General features: G+C 56.2%; 22 protein-coding genes. 21 read left to right on the top strand and 1 reads right to left on the bottom strand.

All coding sequences use genetic code 11. From position 1 onward, the window contains the following. Positions 1-126 precede the first annotated feature (126 nt). The 21 genes from WFJ47_RS13045 to WFJ47_RS12945 all read left to right on the top strand — a co-directional run bounded on the left by WFJ47_RS13045 (position 127) and on the right by WFJ47_RS12945 (position 22060). Complete coding sequence (locus WFJ47_RS13045) at positions 127-354, top strand: hypothetical protein (RefSeq protein WP_336763555.1); 228 nt, start codon at positions 127-129, stop codon at positions 352-354. 497 nt (positions 355-851) lie between these two features. Further along, positions 852-3023, top strand: coding sequence for a hypothetical protein (locus WFJ47_RS13040; RefSeq protein ID WP_336763553.1), 2172 nt, complete (start codon positions 852-854; stop codon positions 3021-3023). A gap of 105 nt (positions 3024-3128) precedes the next feature. Continuing rightward, positions 3129-3578: a flagellar basal body protein gene (locus WFJ47_RS13035; protein WP_336763552.1), complete on the top strand. Its 450-nt coding sequence runs from the start codon at positions 3129-3131 to the stop codon at positions 3576-3578. Between the two features lie 22 nt (positions 3579-3600). After that, positions 3601-4008 carry a flagellar basal body rod protein FlgC gene (gene flgC, locus WFJ47_RS13030; protein WP_127101998.1) on the top strand — a complete coding sequence of 136 codons (408 nt, stop codon included), beginning with the start codon at positions 3601-3603 and terminating at the stop codon, positions 4006-4008. Positions 4009-4083: 75 nt separating this feature from the next. Beyond that, positions 4084-4827 carry a flagellar basal-body rod protein FlgF gene (gene flgF, locus WFJ47_RS13025; RefSeq protein WP_336763551.1) on the top strand — a complete coding sequence of 248 codons (744 nt, stop codon included), beginning with the start codon at positions 4084-4086 and terminating at the stop codon, positions 4825-4827. A gap of 626 nt (positions 4828-5453) precedes the next feature. Next, entirely contained in the window at positions 5454-7127 is a 1674-nt protein-coding gene (fliF, locus tag WFJ47_RS13020) for a flagellar basal-body MS-ring/collar protein FliF (protein ID WP_336763550.1), read from the top strand. Continuing rightward, positions 7124-8173, top strand: a complete 1050-nt coding sequence (locus WFJ47_RS13015) for a flagellar motor switch protein FliG (protein ID WP_233582034.1) — start codon at positions 7124-7126, stop codon at positions 8171-8173. The genes fliF and WFJ47_RS13015 overlap by 4 nt, the downstream gene beginning before the upstream one ends. Beyond that, positions 8173-8916 carry a hypothetical protein gene (locus WFJ47_RS13010; protein ID WP_336763548.1) on the top strand — a complete coding sequence of 248 codons (744 nt, stop codon included), beginning with the start codon at positions 8173-8175 and terminating at the stop codon, positions 8914-8916. The genes WFJ47_RS13015 and WFJ47_RS13010 overlap by 1 nt, the downstream gene beginning before the upstream one ends. Before the next feature lie 3 nt (positions 8917-8919). Further along, entirely contained in the window at positions 8920-9279 is a 360-nt protein-coding gene (gene fliN / locus WFJ47_RS13005; protein ID WP_336763546.1) for a flagellar motor switch protein FliN, read from the top strand. Between the two features lie 384 nt (positions 9280-9663). After that, the gene (gene fliP / locus WFJ47_RS13000) at positions 9664-10503 is read left to right on the top strand and encodes a flagellar type III secretion system pore protein FliP (protein ID WP_336763544.1); all 840 of its coding nucleotides are present in this window, start codon (positions 9664-9666) and stop codon (positions 10501-10503) included. Between the two features lie 505 nt (positions 10504-11008). After that, positions 11009-13192, top strand: coding sequence for a methyl-accepting chemotaxis protein (locus WFJ47_RS12995; RefSeq protein ID WP_336763542.1), 2184 nt, complete (start codon positions 11009-11011; stop codon positions 13190-13192). Between the two features lie 497 nt (positions 13193-13689). Next, a complete protein-coding gene (locus WFJ47_RS12990; RefSeq protein WP_336763539.1) occupies positions 13690-15201 on the top strand; it encodes a methyl-accepting chemotaxis protein in 1512 nt (503 codons plus the stop codon). Next, on the top strand, positions 15201-15491 hold the full coding sequence (locus WFJ47_RS12985) for a hypothetical protein (protein ID WP_336763537.1): 291 nt from the start codon (positions 15201-15203) through the stop codon (positions 15489-15491). The genes WFJ47_RS12990 and WFJ47_RS12985 overlap by 1 nt, the downstream gene beginning before the upstream one ends. Next, the gene (locus WFJ47_RS12980; RefSeq protein WP_336763536.1) at positions 15488-15871 is read left to right on the top strand and encodes a response regulator; all 384 of its coding nucleotides are present in this window, start codon (positions 15488-15490) and stop codon (positions 15869-15871) included. Before WFJ47_RS12985 ends, WFJ47_RS12980 begins: the two co-directional genes overlap by 4 nt. A 27-nt stretch (positions 15872-15898) precedes the next feature. Further along, entirely contained in the window at positions 15899-18181 is a 2283-nt protein-coding gene (locus tag WFJ47_RS12975; RefSeq protein ID WP_336763534.1) for a chemotaxis protein CheA, read from the top strand. Between the two features lie 38 nt (positions 18182-18219). Then, the gene (locus WFJ47_RS12970; protein WP_127102009.1) at positions 18220-18690 is read left to right on the top strand and encodes a chemotaxis protein CheW; all 471 of its coding nucleotides are present in this window, start codon (positions 18220-18222) and stop codon (positions 18688-18690) included. Continuing rightward, positions 18687-19529, top strand: coding sequence for a CheR family methyltransferase (locus WFJ47_RS12965; RefSeq protein ID WP_336763532.1), 843 nt, complete (start codon positions 18687-18689; stop codon positions 19527-19529). Before WFJ47_RS12970 ends, WFJ47_RS12965 begins: the two co-directional genes overlap by 4 nt. A 2-nt stretch (positions 19530-19531) precedes the next feature. Continuing rightward, positions 19532-20572, top strand: a complete 1041-nt coding sequence (locus WFJ47_RS12960; protein WP_336763531.1) for a chemotaxis response regulator protein-glutamate methylesterase — start codon at positions 19532-19534, stop codon at positions 20570-20572. Between the two features lie 78 nt (positions 20573-20650). Then, positions 20651-21040, top strand: coding sequence for a response regulator (locus WFJ47_RS12955; protein WP_023980065.1), 390 nt, complete (start codon positions 20651-20653; stop codon positions 21038-21040). Next, the gene (locus WFJ47_RS12950) at positions 21040-21600 is read left to right on the top strand and encodes a chemotaxis protein CheD (protein ID WP_336763529.1); all 561 of its coding nucleotides are present in this window, start codon (positions 21040-21042) and stop codon (positions 21598-21600) included. Before WFJ47_RS12955 ends, WFJ47_RS12950 begins: the two co-directional genes overlap by 1 nt. 115 nt (positions 21601-21715) lie before the next feature. Next, positions 21716-22060: a hypothetical protein gene (locus tag WFJ47_RS12945; protein ID WP_127102013.1), complete on the top strand. Its 345-nt coding sequence runs from the start codon at positions 21716-21718 to the stop codon at positions 22058-22060. 43 nt (positions 22061-22103) lie between these two features. Here the strand turns inward: WFJ47_RS12945 and WFJ47_RS12940 are convergent, their stop codons facing one another. Continuing rightward, entirely contained in the window at positions 22104-22445 is a 342-nt protein-coding gene (locus WFJ47_RS12940; protein WP_336763526.1) for a flagellar biosynthesis regulator FlaF, read from the bottom strand. Positions 22446-22476 lie beyond the last annotated feature (31 nt).

Genomic DNA, 22476 nt, shown 5'->3' with positions numbered 1-22476 from the left:
AAAAGATTTTAACGTTAATGAAACATACTTGCTTCATAATGAGCCCACACGGTCAGACCGGGTCTCGATTGCTGTAAGAAAATCGCCGCTTTTCGCTGCGGAGCCAGATTTCAAAAAAGGTTTAACATGTCAGATATCGCAGCCGCCTCTTCGGTCTCAGCCGCTTTGCTAAAAGCGACAAGTTCGAACGCCCATGCTTCTTATGAGGTGAGCCGCCATGGCGGCCCGTCAGCCATGGCCCATCGAAATATCAGGAACGCTGCAGCAGAGACGAGCCAAGCCGACAGTGACGGAACGAACGTTTCCGCCACGGGCAGTTCGACGTTCAGTCAGATCCTGAACTTGCTCGCCTGACCTGCCGTTACTGCGGTCCGGGCGGAGCCTGTGAAACACGTGTGTACGGACAGGCATATCGGAGAGGCAAAGGCTTGTTTTTTTGGTCAAGCTGGAAAGTGATTTATTCTCCCCTGAGTTTTGCCAGGTATTTTCCCTGGCTGCCCCCCGTAGCGCTTGCCTGCTTTTACGCAGCTACGTCTTCCAGCGACGCCCGCCCAACGCGTTCGGCAGCCCATCACAGGGAAGCCCGCGCGAATCCCGCTCCCGGGTCAACGCCCACTGCAATTGCGCAGCCGGACGGTGGCACCAATCAGGTTTCTGGCAGCGATCTCGTGAACGGTTTGCCGTCGTCCTGGCGCGCCACTCTCTTGGACCCTCCCCCGCCTGCCACCTCGGCGTCTATCAGGAATACATCGCCTCATCCCTCGAGCGAATCTGCGCCGCATGGCGCGTCTGACGTGGGAGGTACCCGACCTGGGCCGACACTCTCAATGTCCGCGTCCTCGCAGAGCCGGGTGCTGCTTCCGATCCCCGCCAAAGCGGGCATTGCTGCCTTCGAGAGCGGTGATCGGTTCATAATCCTGATTGATAACGCGATCCCGATGGATACCTCTGCGATACACGGTGACGGTATCTTCGCATCACTGAGCGTCAGTGTCTTGCCTGATGCGACCGTGATCCAGCTACGCAAGGCTGACACCCGCCCTCTCTATCTTTCCCAGCAAAGCGACGGATGGGTTCTGGGCCTCCAACCGCCCGTCGATGCCGCACAACGAGACCGCCGGGCGTTGAATCCCATCGCGGTCCCGACCGGCATCCTTTATCCGATGCGTCGTAGCGGTCGCGTCCTTTCGATCGCCGACCCAAGCTCTGGCGGGCGGCTTTTAGTCGGCACATCCCTTCTGGACGATGGAGGCATCGCCTCAATGCGCCGCGCGCCCGGATATGATGTATGGCCTACGAGTGAGGGCGTCGTGGTCGCTTCGCGGGATGATGATGTCACCCTTCAAGCTGTCCCATCCGGCCTTCTTCTCAATCGAGATGGCCACCGTATGATAGATGATGGTCGGGCGGTATACGCGAACGATATCGATCTGAAGTGGCTGGCTCTTCAGGATTTGGCCGATACAGGGCTCCGCGAGAGACTTCACTCTTCCTTTCTAGCCGCCGCAGATTCTAGCCCGGCGGCACGCTTCAATAGTCGCGTGAAGGAGGCGCAAGCGGCTTTCAGTATGGGAGCGTTCAAAGAGACGCGTGGTATTTTAGCCGTAGCGCTTCGAGACGATCCGGAAGAAATTGGACGTCCTGAAATTCGATTCCTCTCCGCCGCCACAGCCTTGATGAACGATGATCTGGAAGAGGCATCGGCGCTCGATGGCCCTTGGCCAGAAAGCCAGCAACGCGCCGCGCAGCTCTGGCGCGCCCTCTATCTGGCGCGCACTGAGCAAAGTGACGCTTCCAGCCTGCATCGTCTCGCGCTCGATCTCGATAGATTGAGGAGTTATCCGCGTCACGTGCGCACGGTCCTTCTGCCGCGCGCCGCAGAGGCAATAGCGCGCGAGGCAAGTCCGAGTGATCTGCCAAGTCTGAATACGTTGCCACAAGAGGCAGATTTTCAGTTCGCACGCGCGCTTGCGAATATACGGATCGGAAGAACCGATGCCGCGCGGCGAACGCTCGATCGTCTCAGGTCGGACCGTGACCCTGTTATCGCCGAAAAATCCGCCGAGCGACTGATCCTGCTTGATCGCACGCAAGGAAAGCTGACGCCTCATCAGGCAATCCACGCGCTTGACGCGCTTATTCTCGACGCCCGCCTCGCCGGACGTGAAGCACCAGTACGCCTCGCGCAGGCAGAAGCATTTTTGGAAGCAGGCGAATGGCATAGCGCGGCCTTGATGATCGACCAAGGCGCGCCGCCGGACGGTCCCTCGGCGTATTCAAAAAGGCGTAACGCGGATCTCATCGTAGCGCTGAAGGGCCTGGCAGAAACCGGCGCGCATGGACAGGACAACCAACAAGCCCTTCGCGATGCCGCGCTGATCAAATCCCATATCGCGCTGCTGCCAGCAGGCCCGGACTCGTCACTCCTGAAGGCTGCTTACGGCAAGCTTCTGCTCTCGCTGGGGCTTGCTGATGATGCGAGCCAAGCCCTGGAAACCGCGATCCCCGGTCTGACTGTCCCGGAAAATAAAGCAGAAGCGGGCCTCGCTCTTGCGCGAGCCTATCTTCAACTGAAAAATGCCGCCAAGGCCTCCGCTGCACTCGACGCCACCGATATGCCATCGATTTCTCCCGAACTCAAAGCGCAGCGTGACGTAGCACGCGCTGAAATCGCGCTAGTGAACGGGGATAAAGCGCAAAGCTTGAGCATACTGAAGGCTGCGCAAAGCACCTCAGCGAAGCTGATGCGGGTCAGAATGCTCGAAAACCAAGCCGATTGGACCTCTGCGAGCCATGAGCTTCAGGCTATCGCGCAAACCGAGCTTCCCGCCGGGGGGACACTGTCGGATGTTCAGCAGGATCTAGCCCTAAGACTAGCTTCAGATGCGGCCCGCGCCGGGGACATCGCGACCCTCAAATGGCTGACGGACCGCGTTACCGCGCGTGAGATGACTGGCCCGAAGGCCAGGATATTCGCGTTATTGACTCAATCCGGTTCCCCTACGACGGAAGCACAGCGATGAGCATCGCTTTGGAACCAGAAGGGGATTTTTTTTGTTACGGACCGCAGTTGTGCTTCTCTCGCAGCCGATTTCATTCTACAGTTTCCGACATTCAGATAATGCCATTTGCCGTCATCACGGTTGCATAACGAAGGGCAGAATTTAATGCTCCAAGCACTATCAACGCCTTCGACTGGCGTGGGCAAGGGAACAGATGTCCTCGACCTCGCCAAGCAGCGCATGCAGTGGTTGCAGTCGCGAGAGTCACTGATTGCGGGCAATATCGCCAACGCCAATACTCCAGGCTATGTAGCTCGCGATCTGCCAGATTTCAAAAGCGCACTTTCGCATCAGATGTCCGTGCCGTTATCCCGCACAGATTCAGCGCATTTGACCGGAGCGACGAGTCAATCAGGTACGGGCAAGACTGAGGGAAGCATGTCGATTGATGGCAACCGCGTCGATCTGGAAGGTGAGCTCGTGAAGATTGCTCAGACTGACGACCAACAGCGCATGGCGACGAATGCCTACAGCACCTATATGTCGATGTTTTCGCTTGCGCTTGGTTCATCCTGACCCCGGGTCCATGAGGTAAAAAATGAATTTCTCAGATACGATCGGAATTTCAGCGTCCGGGATGCAGGCGCAGGCAAAGCGACTGCAGGTTGCGGCCGAAAATCTGGCTAACTCTGAAACGACGGGCTCGACACCGGGTTCCGACCCATATCGTCGAAAAACCATCACATTCAAGGAAATCCTCAACCGCGATACGGGTGTGTCTTCTGTGTCGGTCAAAGAGATTGGTGAAGATCAGTCCTCTTTTGAGACACATTACGATCCGTCTCATCCCGCCGCAGATCGGAATGGGCTTGTGAAGCTTCCCAATGTCGATGCAATGACCGAAATCATGGATACGCATGAGGCGCAGCATTCTTATGAGGCTAACCTCAACGCGATGCAGGTGACACGCTCCATGCTCACGCGAACCATTAATTTGATGAAATAATGGCAGTCTTATTGGAAGTATTTTACTTACACTTTCCCCCTACACTGCCTCAATCTCAAGGGAAGATCGTGCGCCATGGATAGTACCGCTTATATTGCTTTGTCGCGTATCGATGTCCTCAAGCGTGAGCTCGACGTCGCTGCGAATAACCTGGCCAACGAAAATACAGACGGCTTCAAGGGGTCGCGAGAGCTCTTTTCGCAGTACCTCGTGCATCAAAAGGGCTCTGGGCAAATTCCGGGTGATCGTGAGCAAGCCTATACAGAGGACAAGGCGACGTTTCGCGATTTTGTCCAGGGCCCGTTGAGAAGCACAGGTAATGCCACTGATGTCGCGATCAACGGAGAAGGCTATTTCTCGGTGCGTACGACACAGGGCGTAAGGCTCACGCGAAATGGGCAGTTCACTCGGCGCCTGGACGGCACAATCATCGACAGCGCTGGTAATCCGGTCCTCGATAATAACGGGCGCAATCTCGTGCTGCGACAGGAGAGCGGCGATTTCTCGATTGCAAAGGACGGGACCATTTCGACCGAGGATGGGCCTCTGGGGATGATCGGCATTGTAACTGTGAATAATCCTCAGACGCTTATCGCGGAGGGAAGCTACCTCCTCCGGCCGACCACCCCTACGCGTCAGCTTCCCAATCCTGAGCTGCATCAAGCAATGCTCGAGGGAAGCAATGTCAATGCCGTCGCCGAGACTACCCGCCTGGTTCAAATCCAGCGCGACTACGACCTTACTTTCCAGCTTATCCAGACCGAAACCACGCGTGGCATGAACGCCATCAACAAAATAGCCGCTGAACCAACGAGCTAAATCCGAACCGTGATGACAGGGTCTCTTTTGACTCCCGGTTCGACTGCAACAATTCACGACTTCCAGCAAGGACCGCGATGCGTCATCCCTTCTCAGTGCTCAGCGGTAGAGGCATCCGGTGCGTCTTTTTGCTCGGAATGTCATGCCTCATGCTCTCTGCATGCGCCGTGGACGATGTCGCCCGCCACCTCACAGGGCGTGAGTGTAATGCCGGGTATATACAACAGGGCGAGGATTGGTGTGCGCCTGCGGAACGCCCCCCGGCGCCCCAACCATACTGCACACAGAGCTGGAACGGGGTGGATTGCTGGAGTAGACCCGACCTCATGCCCAATGTGGCTCGACAGGTTGCGCAGGGTCCCACGGGTCTTACCCAAGATCAGAACGCCAATCGCCTCAACCTGCCGCTCAAAGAGACGCCGCCGACAAATGCCTATATGCCCTGAACCGTCCATCATCCTTTCGGCTGACGCGTGCTTTTACCAGCCGCCTGAATATTACGTTCGTCATTTAGAACATTCGTCAATGCAATCGACTGCGGATAGAACTAGAAATTGAATAAAGAGCAATGGAGATTAACGGTGCCAGTTGTTGAAATAATCGATTGCGACTGACGACCATAATCGATGAAAAATCTTATCTCATCCCTGAAAGGCCTTGGGCGCAACCGCCTTATCGCGCTTGGCATGGCCGGAGCGCTCGTGCTTGGGCTCCTCGGCTATCTGATGATCGGTGGCTCCAGCCAGCCGAATGCCCTTGTTTACGGTAACCTGGACCTCAACGAAGCCGCCAGAATGGTTGAGGATCTCACCAAAGCGCATATTCCGAGCACAACCTCTCCGGATGGCACCAGTCTTTATGTCCCTTCGGATCAAGTCGCGAAGGCGCGCCTTCTTCTGGCCAAGGACGGCCTTCCGAATGGCGGGAGCGTCGGCTATGAGCTCTTCGATAAGAGCGCGACGCTGACAAGCACACAGTTTGAGCAGAACATCAACGAAACGCGTGCTCTTGAGGGCGAACTCGAGCGGTCGATCCGACTCCTGCAGGGCGTACGCAATGTGCGTGTCCATCTTGTACTTCCTCATCGCGACCTGTTTTCGGTACAGACTAATCCGTCTCAGGCAAGTGTCGTGATTGACATTGGGCGCGCGGGGCGCATCGCCCCTGACGGCATCCAAGCAATTCAGAACCTCGTTGCCGCAGCCGTTCCTGGCTTGAGACCGCAATCAATCTCGATTGTCGACACACGAGGAGACGTGCTGGCGAAGCCCGGTGAGCCTAATAGCGAAGATGGCCAGGAAAACGCGTTCGAGAAGTTCCGACATGCCGAGGAGACCCGGCTTTCCCAGTCAGTCGAGGACATGCTTGTCCCGACATTAGGAACCGCGCATGTGCGCGCTCGCGCGGCGGTGACCATCAATACGGATGAGGTCCATGAGACCGAAGAGAGCTTCGACCCCAATCAGCAGGTTTTGAGATCACAGCAGACGAGCTCGGACAAGAGCGTCAACACAGAGTCGAGTCCCAATACATCCGTTGCCAATAATCTTCCGAATGCGAACGCTGGGCAGTCCAACAAAAGCGGGTCCAGCGATACGCGAGACGAAGAGACGAACAACTACGAAATCGGCAAACGCATGCGGGTCGTCAATCAGACCCATCCACGCGTTTCGCGTGTCAGCATGGCCGTCATGGTTGATGGTTCCTATGCTAAAGACAAGAGTGGCGCCGAGATATGGAAGCCACTCGATGCCGCACAAATCGAGCGAATCACAACCCTCGTCAAGACCGCCGTGGGATATGACAAAGCGCGCGGCGATCAGGTTGAAGTGGTCTCCATGCGCTTCATGCCAGACGGGGGTGTCGAGCCCCTCCCCAGTGCCCCAGGTTTCTTTTCTCGCGATCACCTGATCTATCTCGCCGAATGGGTCATACCGATCTTGCTCGCGCTCGGAGCCGGCTTCTTTGCCCTTAGGCCTCTGCTTCGACGTGGGAGTGGTAGCGGTGTTCTCCCTGCCCTCTCCAGGCCAGGGCCGACCCATCTTGAGGCACTCAACGGCGCTTCCAACGCTTTTCTGGATAACGACTCAGGCCATTCCGCGCTCGGACAAAACAATGGCAACAGCCTGGCGCTTCGCAACGACGCGGAGACTGTCTCGATCGATGGGATCGAGGGTAAGGCCCGTGCAGGAACCATTGCGAAAGTTGCTGATCGTATTGACCAGAATCCTGAGGGCAGCCTCGGGATCATCCGTAACTGGCTTGAATCGCCCGAGCCACGACAGGGAGCCCCTTCATGAGCGTCATGCCTCCCCCTGATACGGGATCACCCGCCCCTGCCGAACCAGAATTCATCCTGACGGGCAAGCAGAAGGCGGCGATCCTCTTCATGGCTATCGGTCGCGATAGAAGCGCTTCTCTTATGCAGTCCCTGCATGAGGACGAGATACGTGACATCTCGATAGCTATGGCAGGACTAGGCGTGGTCAGAGCCCCGATGGTCGAGATGGTGTGTAAGGAATTCATAGAGAATTTCGAGCTTGCCGATGGTCTGGTCGGAACCTTCGAGACGACCGAGGCCTTCCTGCGCCGTTCGCTCAGCCCTGATCAGGTCGAGAAGATCATGGATGAGATCCGTGGACCTGCCGGGCGCAATATGTGGGACAAGTTGGCCAACGTACAGGAGTCAATCCTCGCTAATTATCTGCGAAGCGAATACCCTCAAACTGCGGCGGTCATTGTGAGCCGCTTGCAGCCGGCCCATGCGGCGCGTGTTCTCGCCCTCTTACCTGAGGATTATGCGACAGACGTTATGATGCGCATCCTGCACATGGAAACGGTGCAACGCGAAGTGATCGAGAGCGTCGAGGCAACATTGCGGTCAGAATTCATTTCTTCCCTCGGCAGGTCCTCCAAGCGTGACAGCTACGAGCTTCTGGCTGAAGTCTTCAATAATTTTGACAGAAAGACCGAGACACGTCTCACAGAGCTCATGGATCAGCAGAGTCATGAGGATATGGAGAAGGTCAAAGCGCTCATGTTCACCTTCGAGGATATATCCCGCCTCTCGCAGGAATCGCTCATGCGGGTTGTCAACGAGATGGATCGCGATCGCCTACCTGTTGCATTGAAAGGCGCAACGGATAGCGAGCGCAAGCTATTTCTTCAGTGTATGTCGAAACGCGCTGGTAATATACTGCTTGAAGAAATCGCCTCCCTTGGGCCTGTGCGCGTGAAGGAAGTTGAGGCAGCGCAGGCGGAAATTGTCATGACGATCAAGAATTTGGTCAATGCGGGAGAAATCGATATCAGCGATAGCTCTGGCACCGACGAATTTATTTCCTGATGTCTGAATTTGTACCCTTCTCCCTGAAGTCATGTAGCGAGCCTACGCCAAGGGCAGTCAGCACTCCGCAGGCGCCCCTCGCTCGTCATCTCGTCGACTTCAATGCGAAGCCGCCTCCCCCTGCGCCCATTCACACCCCCACCGACGATGAGCTGGATATCCCAGCCACACAAACGAGTCCGCTGGTCTCCCTTCCTCAAGATGAGATCGAGGCGCTGACTCAGGCTGCCTTCGAAGCTGGACGCAGTGAAGGCGCGACTGCAGCACGGCTCGCAGCCGAAGCTTCTTTTTCCTCAGCCTTGACTGAAATGGCACTTGACGAAGAAAACGAGCGCGCACGAAACGCCCTCCTCGCGGAACGCGCAGGAGAGCTCTTCGCGCAGACCGTGATCGACGTTGTCGGCGCCCTGACGCGGCTTCCTCCCGACGTGCTACGCGGTATGCATCGTGATCTGGTGCAGGATGCGATAGACCTGATTACGGGTTACGGATCCGAGGTCACAGTATCCTGCACAGCGTCTGACGAGGCCCTAATCAGAAGCGCCCTCGCCTATCCCGACAAAATTAGCTTCACGCCTTGTGCTGTTCCTGAAGAGTCACGTATCAGAATCAGCACTGAAACAAACATGGTCGTTCTCGATCCGGACGAATGGCGCAGAAGAGCTGTGGAGAAGGTTTTAGCCTCCGTAACTTCTCTCTCACGTCCAGACACAAAAACACGCAAGATGGCAGACGGACTGTAAATCATGAGCGCAGAAAACGGAATGATCGGACTAGAGGACTTCACTTCGGAATCCTTCGACACTCCAGAAACGGCGGCTAACGCGCCAGTCTCTGGTGTATCACCGTCCCCCCACACCGATGCGGTTTATGACATTCCGGTCAAAATCACAGCGGTGATCGGCACAGCCACTATGCCCGTAAGCCAGCTATTAAGGCTGGGTCGCGGTGCCGTGGTCGAGTTGAACAAGAAGCTCGGTGAAGCCGTCGATATCTACGCCAATAACCGCCTAATCGCTCGAGGCGAGCTCGTGGTCGTTGACGACAACAATATCGGCGTGACAATGACCGAGATTCTGTCTTCGACGAATTCCGCTCAAAAATGAGAATCCTGTTTGCGCATCTCGCTAGCAAACTATGGGGCCGGCCGCTCCCATGACACCATATTCATGGCTCGGTTACGGCGCTTCGTTTGCGCTGGTGATCTCGCTCATCTTTCTGATGCGGTTCGTTGTTAAATATCTGGAGCCCAGGGTGAGCCGCGGGAGATCAACGAAGAGCCTGCACGTTACCGACACCCTTGCTCTCGATCCGAAGCGGCGCCTGACGATCTTTTCCTGCTCGGAGCGACGTGGGCTTATCTTGACAGGTCCTAACAGTGATCTCTTCATCGGCTGGCTCGACGAAGAGGCTCGCGTAGTGACCCCGCCCGCTGCGAGCATGAATGAGGCCCTGTATCCCGAGTTCTCCCCATCCGCCGAGTTGAACCAATGATCCATCCCTTCGGCGGAATGCTCCTGACCTCCGGTGCCAGCGCAATTGATCACGGCTCGGTATATGCCGTGCCTTCGCGCGCGCGTAAGTGGCATTCCTTCCGGCTACCCATTTTCATCCTGACAGTGCTCGTACTCTGTACGCCCGTCATAGCTTATGGTCAGTCCCTCTCTCTCGACCTCGGCGGTACCGGGGGGACACCGGGCACGACTAGTCGTCTGATCCAGCTCACTGCGCTCATTACCCTACTTTCTCTGGCTCCCAGTCTACTGGTGATGGTGACGGCCTTCACACGTATCGTCATTGTTTTGTCACTCCTGCGGGGCGCGATTGGAGCGCAAGGCACACCTCCCAATACAGTTATCATCGGGCTCTCGCTTTTCCTGACCTTTTTCGTCATGCAGCCGACGTTCGAGCAATCCTGGAATCAGGGAATTGCGCCTATGATTAGCGGCAGCCTCTCCGAAATTGACGGCCTCAAAGCGGCAGCCGAACCGTTCAGGGGGTTTATGGTCGCACATGCCCGACCGACCGATCTCGCGACTTTCTATCATCTCGCCAATTTGTCCCCTGTCGCTCATGTGGCAGAAACCCCCTGGCGCGTCTTGATGCCTGCCTTCATGATCGGCGAATTGAGTCGGGGTTTTGAGATGGGCTTCCTGCTCTATCTGCCTTTCCTGATCATCGACATCGTCACCTCCAGCGTTTTGATGAGTTTGGGTATGATGATGCTCCCACCGGCGACAATTTCCCTGCCGTTCAAACTTATTTTCTTTGTCATGATCGATGGCTGGCAGATGGTTGCAGGCGGGCTCGTGCGCAGTTTCGGCTCATAGAGCCGGCAAGCGTGTTGAGAGCGCCTAGAAACAAGCATCGAGGCTGAGTTGCGCTCGCGCATTACTTTGGTGGCAAGGAAGAGAATCCTTCCGGTTCACGCAAAACTGCCACCATCAGGACGTGCCTTGTCGTCAAGCCCCCGAAGCGCATGCAAACGTACCATGGGCGTGCGGTCAGTATATCTGGCTCGCGTTCTGGCCGGGTAGATCACTCAGCCCACAATATTGCCCGCATTGTGCGCGTCGCCTGTTACCCTTTTGCCAAACCGCACAAAAATACCACCCGCGGTGCGATATAACGTATCCGGAACATATTGACGTCACAGACGCCTCGTGAATGATTAACCTGAATCTAACGATGCGAGGCACCTGCCCTTTCGCAGACATGGCTTGCATCGGCGCCAAACCGCGCTCTCTGAGAACCGAACGACCAAACGCTGCCCTTCAGGGGCAGCTGTTACGCCTCCTATGAGCCACGTGCCGTCACATATGGAAAGCAGTCATCGTGCGCAAAAAATCGTTTCACCATCCTGTAGTCAACTTGGCCACCAAGATCTTGGTCGCTTGCGGCCTCTGCTTCATCATCATCCAGGTCGTCGCAGTATCGATTTCAGGGTTCATGATGAAGAAGGAAGTAGAGAAAAGGGTATATTCGCAGGCCATTCAGAAAAGCCAAATACTCGGCCAAAAAATTGCCCGCTCCATAGCTGAACAAAGCGTCGTAATGCGCAGCATTCAGAGCACCATTGAAAGTGGCCACAAGACCGGGATATTGACCAAACAGTTCATCGTCGATCTCCTCCTCGAGGATATGCAGCGTTTTCCCGCAATATTTGGCATGGACTTCAAGGAGGTTCCACGCGGATTTGACGGCACACAGATCCCGGGCGGCCCGGGGACCAATCCTGAGGGAATATTTTTCCCGTATGTCGTGCGCGATGACCGGGGTAGCATCGTGATACGTACGCCCTCCGCTCATTACAGCGACTTTTATAAAACGATCATCAGTACGGGAAAGCCGGACGGCCTCGAGCCCTATATCGACCACGATACCGGCGTCCCGATGGTCTCCCCCACATTTCCAATCACCTTTGACGGAAGACGCATTGCGGTTGTGGGTGCCGATATTCCCCTGGGCTGGCTCGTTCCGATGCTTCAAGACGTCCAGATTGCGCCGGGCACCAAGATCTCCCTCCTCTCCAGCCAAGGCTACTGGGTCGTGAGCCCGACGCCTGCGCTGCTTATGCAGCATTTCCGGGATGACTCAGCGCGGTCGTTCGGCAAAGCCTTTACCTCCCACCGTATTACGGTCATCCCGGGCTTCAACGGAGGCAGCGCGGACCGAATTCTCGTCCCGCTCAAGGTCGATGGCTTCAACACCTATTGGACACTCGTCGTCGACCTTCCTGCCGAGGCGATTGCAGCTCCGGTGCGGAACACGATCTTCTGGCTCGTCATCCCCGGGATTGTTCTAATCGCCGTTTCACTCCTGCTCATGTGGGTCATCTTCCACAAACTATTGAGCAAGCCTCTGACCGGTCTGATTGCCTCGGTCTCCGCTCTGGAGGAGGGGAAATATCAGAACCACGTTTTCGGTACGAGGCGCCAGGATGAGATCGGCGCTATCGCAAGGGGCCTGGACGCCTTTCGAGCTTCCCTTCTCAAGGCGCAGGAAGCCGATATCCTTATCGCGCAAGAGAGACGCCTTAATGAGCAATCGCAGCAAAGCCGCCATGAGCAGGACGAGCGCAGGCTCGAGGACATTAGAAAGGTTATCGAACAGATTGGGGGGGCTCTGGCTGCACTATCGAGCGGCGATCTCGCCTCAGAGCTGAGCCAGCCTCTACCCGAGGAGTTCGAGGTCCTGCGTGCCGATTTCAATCGGTCGATAAGTGAACTCGCCGAGACCATCAAGGGCATATCAGAGGCGGCCCAGACCATTCGTGCCGGAAGCGACGTGGTCCATGGCGGCGCCGAAAATCTGGCGCAGCGTACTGAGCAACAAGCCGCCGCACTCGAGCAGACAACTGCAGCAATTAGTCAGATCGCGCGCAGCGCGTCTCATTCGGAAGAACTCATCACGAGTGCGCAAACGATCGGCGTCGACGCGTGCAAATCTGCAGAGGCGTCCTCCGATATTATGCGTCGAACCCGTGACGCCATGCAACGGATCGAAACCAGCTCTGCTCAAATCGTGGACATCGTATCGATCATCGAGAACATCGCCTTCCAGACCAATGTCCTCGCCCTCAATGCAAGCATCGAGGCCGCGCGCGCCGGTGATGCCGGACGCGGATTTGCCGTCGTTGCCGAGGAAGTCAGGACTCTGGCGCAACGATGCGCAGAAGCGGCTAAAAATGTGAGCGAACTCGTGGGTAAGACAACCGACGAGATCCGCTCCGGTGCCGAATGTGTCCATGAAACTGAATGCGCGCTTGCTAGGATCACCGCTCTTGTCACCACCATGGGGGAAAAGCTGACCACGATCGTTCGCAACGCGCGTGAACAAGCGGTTAGCCTCAAAGAAGTCGATTCGGCACTCGGCGTGATGGATCAAACCACGCAGCAAAATGCGGGGATCGCGGATGACGCTCGTACCGCCTCCCGGAGTCTGTCCCAGGAAACTCATTCGATGCTGCACCTGATTTTGCGTTTTTCACTTCCTATGAAGAGCCGCGCCGTTCTCTAGAGCGCGGCGGCTCTCGCGCCGAATTTCCCGTTCGGGCGACGAGGCCAAGCGGTCGCTTGGTCTCGGACCGTCTATCCAACGGGCTGCTCCAGCACGGGTGCCGAGAGATATCTGGCGGCCATAACGCGCCCGGCGACCTCTCCCGAGGTTTCAACGCCGAGATGTGCATACGTCCTGCAGACATGACGCTTGTTATCTCTCTCACGGAAGAACCGCCATTGCGCGAAAACAGCAGAGGGTACTCTGGAAAAGTTTCAACTTCTCTCTCTCCCCGGCAGAGCGCTTAACTTGTTTTTAATGGCTTCGTGTGAGCGTCTAGCTTCTTGACGCAATGCAATCGAAGGCGCTCGAAATTCGACGAAACTGTCAGATAAAGCCGAAATGACTTCGAATCATCGGCCGTATTATTATATTGTTTACTTATTCCCGAGAAGTAGGAAGATATGAAGACCTGGCTTTATCGAGAAGCATCATTCCGATCCAAGATTGGCGCGGTCATGCTATCTTTCGAATTCCTTCTCATCGCGACAGCACTCGCTGAGAGTATCGCGTTCTTCGATGGGGGATTAACCCGCCTATCTTTCTCAATATCGCTTGCGCTGACAGCTGCTACATGCCTCGCAGTGCTAGCAGGGTGGCAAACCCTCAATTCGGCGATTGCCACACCTGTCGAAGCAGTCCGTGCCTTCGGAGAAGCACTACTTCGCGACGAGACACGCGCACGCACGCGCTTCTCCGAAAACAGGGACGATAGCGGTTCGCTCGTGGATATCCTCGATCGACTGCACGCCAAATTTCGTAGTCAAGCGGATCTCTCCAGCAAAAAAAATCATCTGGATGGCGAGATCGAGCAACTCAAATCAGCGGCAATTCAAAAGCAGAATGCCGTCGACACTGCGACTTCCTCACTCACCGCTGCTCTGAAGACTGTAGCGTCTGGCGATCTTGAGCATCGCATATCGCAAGATGCCGCTCCCGGAGAATTCGCCCCGGTTCGCGAGGCTTTCAACGAAGCCTGCCAACACTGGAAGCACGTCCTGCAGACGATGGCGAAAAGCTCCGAGTTCATCACGACTGGAGCAGCGGAGATATCCACAGCTTCGGATGACCTCGCCAGAAGGACCGAACGTCAGGCCGAGAACCTTGGCCAGGCGGCAGCCTCGGTCCGGACAATCAGCACTGGTATCAAGATGACTGCCGATGTTTGCTCTGAGTCCAGCCTCGAAACGAAAAAGACGCTCGAAAAGGTCAAGCTGGCGACTGAGATCATGGCGGACGCTAATATCGCAATGGATGGTATCCAGAAATCCTCTACGGCGATCAGCGAGATCATCTCGGTGATCGACGGCATCACTTTTCAGACCAATGTGCTCGCCCTGAATGCCGGTGTTGAGGCTGCCCGGGCAGGAGACGCGGGCCGCGGCTTCGCCGTTGTCGCGCAGGAAGTGCGTTCCCTCGCCGAAAAATCTGCAAAATCCGCCAACGAGATCAAGCGCCTCATCTCAGTTTCGGCAGAGCAGGTCGACCGGGGTGTGACGCTCGTGCAACGCACAAGCGAGTATCTGGGTGATTTTTCAGAAAGCGTCTCAAACATCGCTCAACGTATCGACGAATTGACGACGACAACGCGTGATCAGGCGACGCGTCTTGCCGAGGTGACGACCTCGATCAACGAGATGGATCAAGTTACACAGCAAAATGCCGCGATGGTTGAGGAAGCAACTGCAGCGAGCCACAGCTTGACGGCAGAGACACGCACGCTCTCCCAGACCCTCGGGCGTTTTCATGTCGGACTTGCTTCGCCTCCGCAAGCCCTCGCCCCGAGAGCCCCTACTCCAAAACCGCCAGTGTCGAAACCGGCCGTCGTCACCGTGCCCTCTCCGCCCCCCACCACAGCGAAGCGGCCTATCGCGGTTGCCTCATCTTCCCCCCCCGAACCTCCAATCAAGACCCCTCCCAAGCCTGCGCTGCAGGTCACCTCTTCTGATCAGGGTTGGGAGGATTTCTGATGCCAGATTCACGCGCGGCTTCTCAAACAGGGCATACGCCGCTCACGCTCCCTGCCCGCCTCGACACCAAGGCGGCGAGCGCGCTGCGCGATGAGCTCAGCATCGAAAGCGGAGCGGTTCTTGACGGGTCGGATGTGACCTATCTCGGAGGGCTCTGTCTTCAGGTTCTTTTGGCCAGCAAGCGAACGATTATCAACCCTTCTGAAAAATTGGTCGAAGCCTTGTCACTCTTCGGCGTGTCCTCCCTCCTGCAGGAAACTGCGTCAATCCCCAGCGAGACCTCATCATGACAGAAACGAATACTGTGCGCGTTCTAACAATCGACGACTCGCGAACAATGCAGAGTATGCTGCGCACAGCCCTGGAAGGCGCCGGATACGACGTGATCCAGGGGAATGATGGGGTGGAAGGGATTAGTGTTCTCGAGGCGGCTATCCCTGCTCCTAATGTCATCATTACAGACATAAACATGCCCCGTATGGACGGTTTCGGTGTCATCGAGACTGTACGCAAGATGGAGCCTTTCCGCCATTTACCGGTCATCGTCCTGACGACCGAGAGCGACCAGGAAAAGAAAGCCCGTGCGCGTGCTGCTGGAGCGACGGGATGGATCATCAAGCCCTTCAATTCCGAGAGTCTGGTCTCAGCCATACGTCGCGTCACAGAATAACAAAGCAGGGTCAGCATGAGCTCAGACATGGATGAAATCCTGGAAATCTTCTTCCAGGAATGCGACGAACAGCTGCAGGAGCTGGAATCCGGGCTGTCTGCGCTCGATGCGGACCGTGCAGAGGACGACACGGTCAACGCGGTGTTTCGGGCGGTGCATTCCATCAAAGGGGGGGCGGCTTCGTTCGGGCTTCAGAACCTGGTTCGCTTTGCTCATGTCTTCGAAAATTCGCTCGACGGCGTCCGGTCGGCGCGGATCGAGCCGACGCGTGATGTCATTGCCGTCTTTCTCAAAAGTATGGATGTTCTGAGCGACCTTGTGGTCGAAGCCCGCGGCGGAACCACAGTTGACCCATCGCGTGTCGATGAGAGCGTCGCCGAGTTACAGGGGGTGATTGCCTCTGATCCTCGGGGCTCCGACACGCATTCCGAGGCCGATGACAACGCGATCGATTCAGGCTTTTGTCCTGTCCCGATGGAATTTGAGCCCGTTGCTTTCGATTTTGGCGATGAGCTGGGAATGGACAGTTCAGCGTTGGATTCCTCCGCCCGATGGCGTGTGTCCTTTCATCCACATGATGAGATGTATGGTTGCGGGGACGACGCCAGGAACATTCTGCTCGCCCTCACGAATCTCGCGAAAGAAAAAGGCGAAGCGGCGTCAATTTTCTGTAATTCCGAGGCTCTGCCGAGCCTAGAGACCATGGATGTCGAAAAGTCCTATCTTCGTTGGGATATCCTGCTTCCGCTCGCCGTCGATGAGGGGACGATCCGCGACGCGTTCGACTGGGTGATCGATAGCTGCACGTTTGCGATACAACGTGATGACGCCTCACTTATCCCGGGAAAGGACTTACCCGAATTTGCAGAATCGCTCGAAAGCGTCAGTGAAAGCCCGGATACATCTTCAGAGAGCCACCCTCCCGAAGAACTTGCAATCGTCCCGGTTACGCGTCCTAGCGTTGGTACCGGCGCTCAGCTAAAGGCCATCGACTCAAGGCCACCTGCCGAAAAGATACTCGAAGCGATTGCATCCGCGACCCAGACACTTAAAGAGGACGAGCCTCAGGCTGCAACCGCACGCAAGACCGAGTCAGCCTCGATCCGCGTTGATCTTTCCCGTGTGGACGACCTGATGGATCTCGTCGGTGAACTGGTTATCGCGCAGGCGGCGGTTCAGTCTCTTTGTCAGAAAAGCGGTGTTTCGGGGCATCACGAACTCATTCAGAGCATTGAGGGCATGCAAACCCTCACCCGTGACATACAGGACGCGGTCATGTCGGTGCGCGCTCAGCCCGTGAGAAGCGTCTTCCAGCGCATGCAACGGGTCGTACGTGAAGCAAGCGCGATGACGCAGAAGGCGGTGAATCTCGTACTCGAGGGTGAGGATACTGAAGTTGACAGAACCCTTATCGAGAAACTTGCAGCTCCCCTCACCCATATGCTGCGTAACGCGGTCGATCACGGCATAGAGAAACGTGAGGACCGTATCGCCTCTGGCAAGTCTGCGGAGGGCCATATTACGCTCTCCGCCGAACACCGGTCTGGGCGTATTCTGATCACGATCAGAGATGACGGCGCAGGCGTCAATCAGCAGCGTGTATTCGAGACGGCGGTGAAGCGAGGCATCATCCCGCCAGATGCCACACTGAGCGAAGACGAAATCAACAATCTCATCTTCACTCCGGGCTTCTCTACCGCATCGGAGGTCTCCGATCTTTCCGGGCGCGGTGTCGGAATGGATGTCGTCAAGCAGGCGATCATGAGCCTCGGAGGCCGCGTTGTTATCAGCAGCGTGTCGGGCAGAGGGACAACATTCAGCCTGAGCCTGCCGCTGACCCTGGCGATTCTTGACGGGATGCTGATCAACGCAGCCGATACGACGATGGTGATCCCGATTTCGGCAGTATCGGAAGCAATCATCGTGAGCGAAGGCGATATCTATGCCCTGCCTGACGGCACGAATATCATCTCTAAGCGCGGGGAGTGTATTCCCCTCCTGCCGCTAGCCGCAACACTCGGCCTCGCAGCGCCTCGCAAGCAAGGAACGCTTGAGGGCGCTGTGGTGCTTGTCGTTGAGAATGAGTCCGGTAGTCGAGCTGCGCTCATCGTTGATGAAATCTGCGGACAGACGCAGGTCGTCATTAAAAGTATGGAAAAGAATTACCGGCACATATTTGGGGTCTCGGCAGCCACGATCCTCGGAGATGGAAGCGTTGCTCTCATTCTGGACGTCTCCGCGTTGATAGCAGCGGCGCTCAGCCAAACGGAAAACAAATCAATGCTCGGTCTTTCCGAGCTCGTAGCCTAGGCCATCAAGAAATGCTCAGTATCAATCAGGAATCTCCGATGACCGACCAGCTGGCAACAATCGACGGGCAAAACGTTGCATCCATCAAGATGATCGTCTTTGCGGTCGGCGCGCAGGAATACTGCATACCGATACTTAGTGTCCGTGAAATCAGAGGCTTCGAAAAGACTACGACGCTTCCTTTCGCCCCCGCTTACGTGTGCGGCGCGATCAATCTGCGCGGGATTATTCTGACTGTCATCGATTTGGCCGCCTATCTGAACATCGCACCGGAACTCGAAAACGCTCGACGTGTGGTGGTCATCGTCGAATCCCGGGGTGGGGTTGTCTATGGCCTCCTCGTCGACAGGGTGATCGACCTCGCCGATATCAAGTCAACCGACATCCAGCCAACGTCTGACGAGGGAGGATGCCTTCATGGTCTTGTGCTCGTCGATAACAGGATGATCGGCATCCTGAAGCTGGACACGGTCGTGAAGCAACTCGTTGGCGAATCTCCGAAAGAATGACGACACCGATCACCCTCTCCGCTCCGGAATACACTGATGCTGATTTCCGGCGTCTTCAGGCGATCGCGCAAGAACAGGCAGGTATCTGCCTCCCTGATACAAAAAAGGCGCTCGTCTATGCGCGTGTTTCACGGCGCGTCCGAGAACTGCAGATGGCGAGCTTCAGTGACTATCTCGCCTTTACAACCAGTCCTTCGGGCACAGTCGAGATGGAGAAACTCATTTGTTCCATTACGACGAACGTGACAGGCTTCTTCAGGGAAAGAAATCATTTTGATCATCTGCGTACTGAGGTTATGCCGTCGTTGATCCCAGTGCTTCGCCAGGGAAAAAAGACGCGCATATGGTCAGCAGCGTGCTCTACTGGACAAGAGCCCTGGAGTATCGCCATGACGGTGGCGGGCAGCTTCCCGGAAATCGGGAACTACGATTTTCGTATCCTCGCCACAGATATCAATAGCGAGGTTGTAGCGCGGGCGGCCGGTGGCATTTACGGGCGAGACGAATTGGAGGGAATTCCCGAGCGGGAGCGCGGACTCTATCTGGAGGACGATGGCGCTGGGTCACTGAGCTTCAGCGTCTCTCTACGTAAGTTACCAAGTTTCAAGGTGCTCAACCTGAATGCTCCCTGGCCGTTTCGGGGCAGTTTTTCCGTCATCTTCTGCCGAAACGTCGTCATCTATTTCGATGACGAAACTCGGGAAGCATTATGGGCGCGTTTGTCCGAACGCCTCGAGCCGGGTGGCTTCCTGTATGTTGGTCACTCCGAACGCGTGGCAAACGCCACGCAATGCGGCCTGGTGAATATTGCACCGACCATTTACAGAAAGGAGGGCTGAGCATGATCCCCCCGGTGAAGGTCCTCGTAGTCGATGATTCGCGTACAGCGCGTGCGATGATCCGTCACGCTTTCCAAGGTCATCCTGACCTCGTGATTACAGGCGAGGCTTCGAACCCCCTCGAGGCCAAGGACATGATCATCAAGGAACAGCCCGACGTCATCACGCTCGATATCGAAATGCCCAACATCAATGGGCTTCAGTTTCTGGACAAAATCATGCGGCTACGACCGATCCCGGTCGTCATGGTCTCGAGCCTGACCGAGCGAAACGCCGAACTTGCGCTCACCGCGCTTCAGATGGGTGCATTCGACTGTTTTCCGAAAGCCATGTCATCTGCACCGGGTGTGAACGCCTATTCCGGCCTTCCAGGAATTGTCCGCCAGGCCGCGAAGTCCAAGCCTGAAACGCGTGTCAAAGAGCTCCCGGCGGTAAGGATGACGCCTGAGCCTAGAGGCTGGGCGCAGGAATTCTCGGTCATCGCAATCGGCTCCTCGACAGGAGGTGTAGAGGCGCTGGAAGAGGTTCTAAGCGGCTTCCCCGCCTCTAGTCCTCCCATCGTCATATGTCAGCACATGCCAGCGTTTTTTACAGCGAGCTTTGCAACTCGCCTTGATAAAAAAATCGGGGGACTAACCATTCGCGAGGCGCAAGATCGCGAGACCCTCGGGCCTGGCGATGTTAGAATAGCGCCAGGGGGGACGCGTCATATGACAGTGGCTACAAAGGATCGCGCGGTGACGACAAGGCTGCATTCGGGGCCCCCGGTCAGCGGCCACGTGCCTTCAGTTGATGTGCTTTTTGACTCGGTTGCGGAACAGGTTGGCAAAGCGGCGCTTGGAATCATCCTGACCGGTATGGGGCAGGATGGTGCCGAGGGGTTGCTCTCCATGCGCCGCGCAGGCGCCTGGACCATTGCGCAAGACAAAGCCACTTCGGTGGTATACGGGATGCCTCGTGTCGCGGCTGAAATTGGGGGTGCCGCGCAGATCGTACCGCTCGGCCAAATCAGTCATGCTGCGATGACCGCACGAATACGATGATTTCTCCTTCAAATACACCTCCAAGTCATCAAGCCGCATCACGTTATTTCCCTCCGCGCGAAGCTCTAAGGACCTGATATGCCCGCTGCCTCTCAAATTAGAGCTCTGATCGTCGATGATCAGGCCTCCATACGCCAGGTTCTCGCTAATAATCTGGCGCAACTTGGTTTCACACAGGTGGCCCAACGTAAGGACGGCAAGGAAGCTCTGGAGTATCTGGGCCAGAACCCTACACATCTCGTGATATCTGATTTCAACATGCCAGTCATGGATGGTTTGGCTCTGCTCCGCGCCGTGCGCGAAAATCCAAAAACCCAAAAGACCGCCTTCGTGATCTTAACGAGCGAAGCCAGCCGAGACCTTGTGCAGGAAGCGATCAAGGCTGGCGTCAATAATTTTCTTGCAAAACCCTACACCGTCGCGAAACTTCGCGAAGTACTGGAGAAGGTCTTCGGGCCTATTACCTGATGCAGCAACCGATGCAGGCTCAAACCGTCATTCAGGGTGAGGTCGTCATCTCCAGCGGGAGCGATACCCTGCTCACGACCCTGCTCGGGTCGTGCATCTCCGTCTGCATGTACGATCCAATCGCCCGGATAGGAGGCATGAATCACTTCCTCCTGCCGACGGGAGAAGGATGCGACAACAACACCGCGCTCCGCTTCGGCGTCAACGCGATGGAAAAGCTCATAAATGGCATTCTCACTTCTGGTGGGAGACGTGACCGGCTTTTGTGCAAAGCTTTCGGCGGAGCAGCGATCGTGCCCTCACTCGGGAAGATTGGTCATGAGAACGCGGTTTTTGTCATCGGCTATCTGGCCGACGAACGTATATCCTGCATAGCACAGAGCCTCGGTGGCACTCAGGCCAGACGTATACGCTTTTGGCCAGCGACCGGAAAGGCACAGCAAAACCTCGTCGAAGATGGCCGCGCTATTAGCGTGGAAGAACAAGCATATAACAAAAAAGAGGCCGCCTACGAGAAGAAGTGGAAGATGAGCGAAGTTGCACATGTCGAACTCTTCTAGCTCGGTTGCGCCCATGCTCATCATTTACCCGCTATCCGGCGTCGCCTCTTTGCACTTGGAAGCCGCCCCTTACGAATTGCTTCCTCCCCCACGTCACTTGGGAATCATGTAATCGATGAACACCGAGCCCCGCGAAGTCATTTCCAATATTGTTGCGCAGCTTGTTATCACACATGGTGATCTCCTAAGCGTGCAGGCGGCGATCGAGAGGTCTGCTCTGAATACGAGTTTTCATGAAAGTGAGATCAGGAATCTGCAGAAGCTCGACCACGCGACACAATTTGTGGATGCAATTACGATCATTCTGCGCAACTTCATGGACACGGCCTGTCATAATGGCGACAGGCCAGTCAGCCTGGATTCGCTCCTCCAAAATGTGCAGCTTGGCAGTGTGCGCGGCCTCTTCACCGGCAAGACGAGCGAGCCGCCCTCTTCTGTCGGCGAGGTGGATTTTTTCTAAGCGAAGAGACCCAGGAGGGTGGGGCAGAGAAGGATACGGTCCCTCAACCCGCCACACCCGTCAGGCCATCAAGGACATCCTGCGCAATATCGATCAGAGGATTCAGCGTCAGGCGGTCATCGAGGATTGCCTGGATGCCGTATCTCTGCGCTTTATCGGCGAGATCGATGATCAAGGCCCGCTCCTCGTCGGGCGTTAACCCGCTGTCTATGATGTTCGCTTTCATTATGAGGGACCAGAGTTTCTGATGGCGATCCAGAGCCTTCATACGCATTGATGCGTCTTGTTCGGCCCTGCTCAACTCATCAATCATCATGGTGAAGCAAGCGATCTCCGCCTCTCTGCCCGTCATGCTTGTATCTGCAACGGCTTTGTAGGCGCGCAACCCAGGGTGCATTTCGAACCTATCCCAACAT

Origin of the sequence: Asaia sp. VD9, from assembly GCF_037150015.1 — a bacterium.
Lineage (GTDB): Bacteria > Pseudomonadota > Alphaproteobacteria > Acetobacterales > Acetobacteraceae > Asaia.
This window is presented reverse-complemented; position numbering and strand designations above follow the sequence as displayed.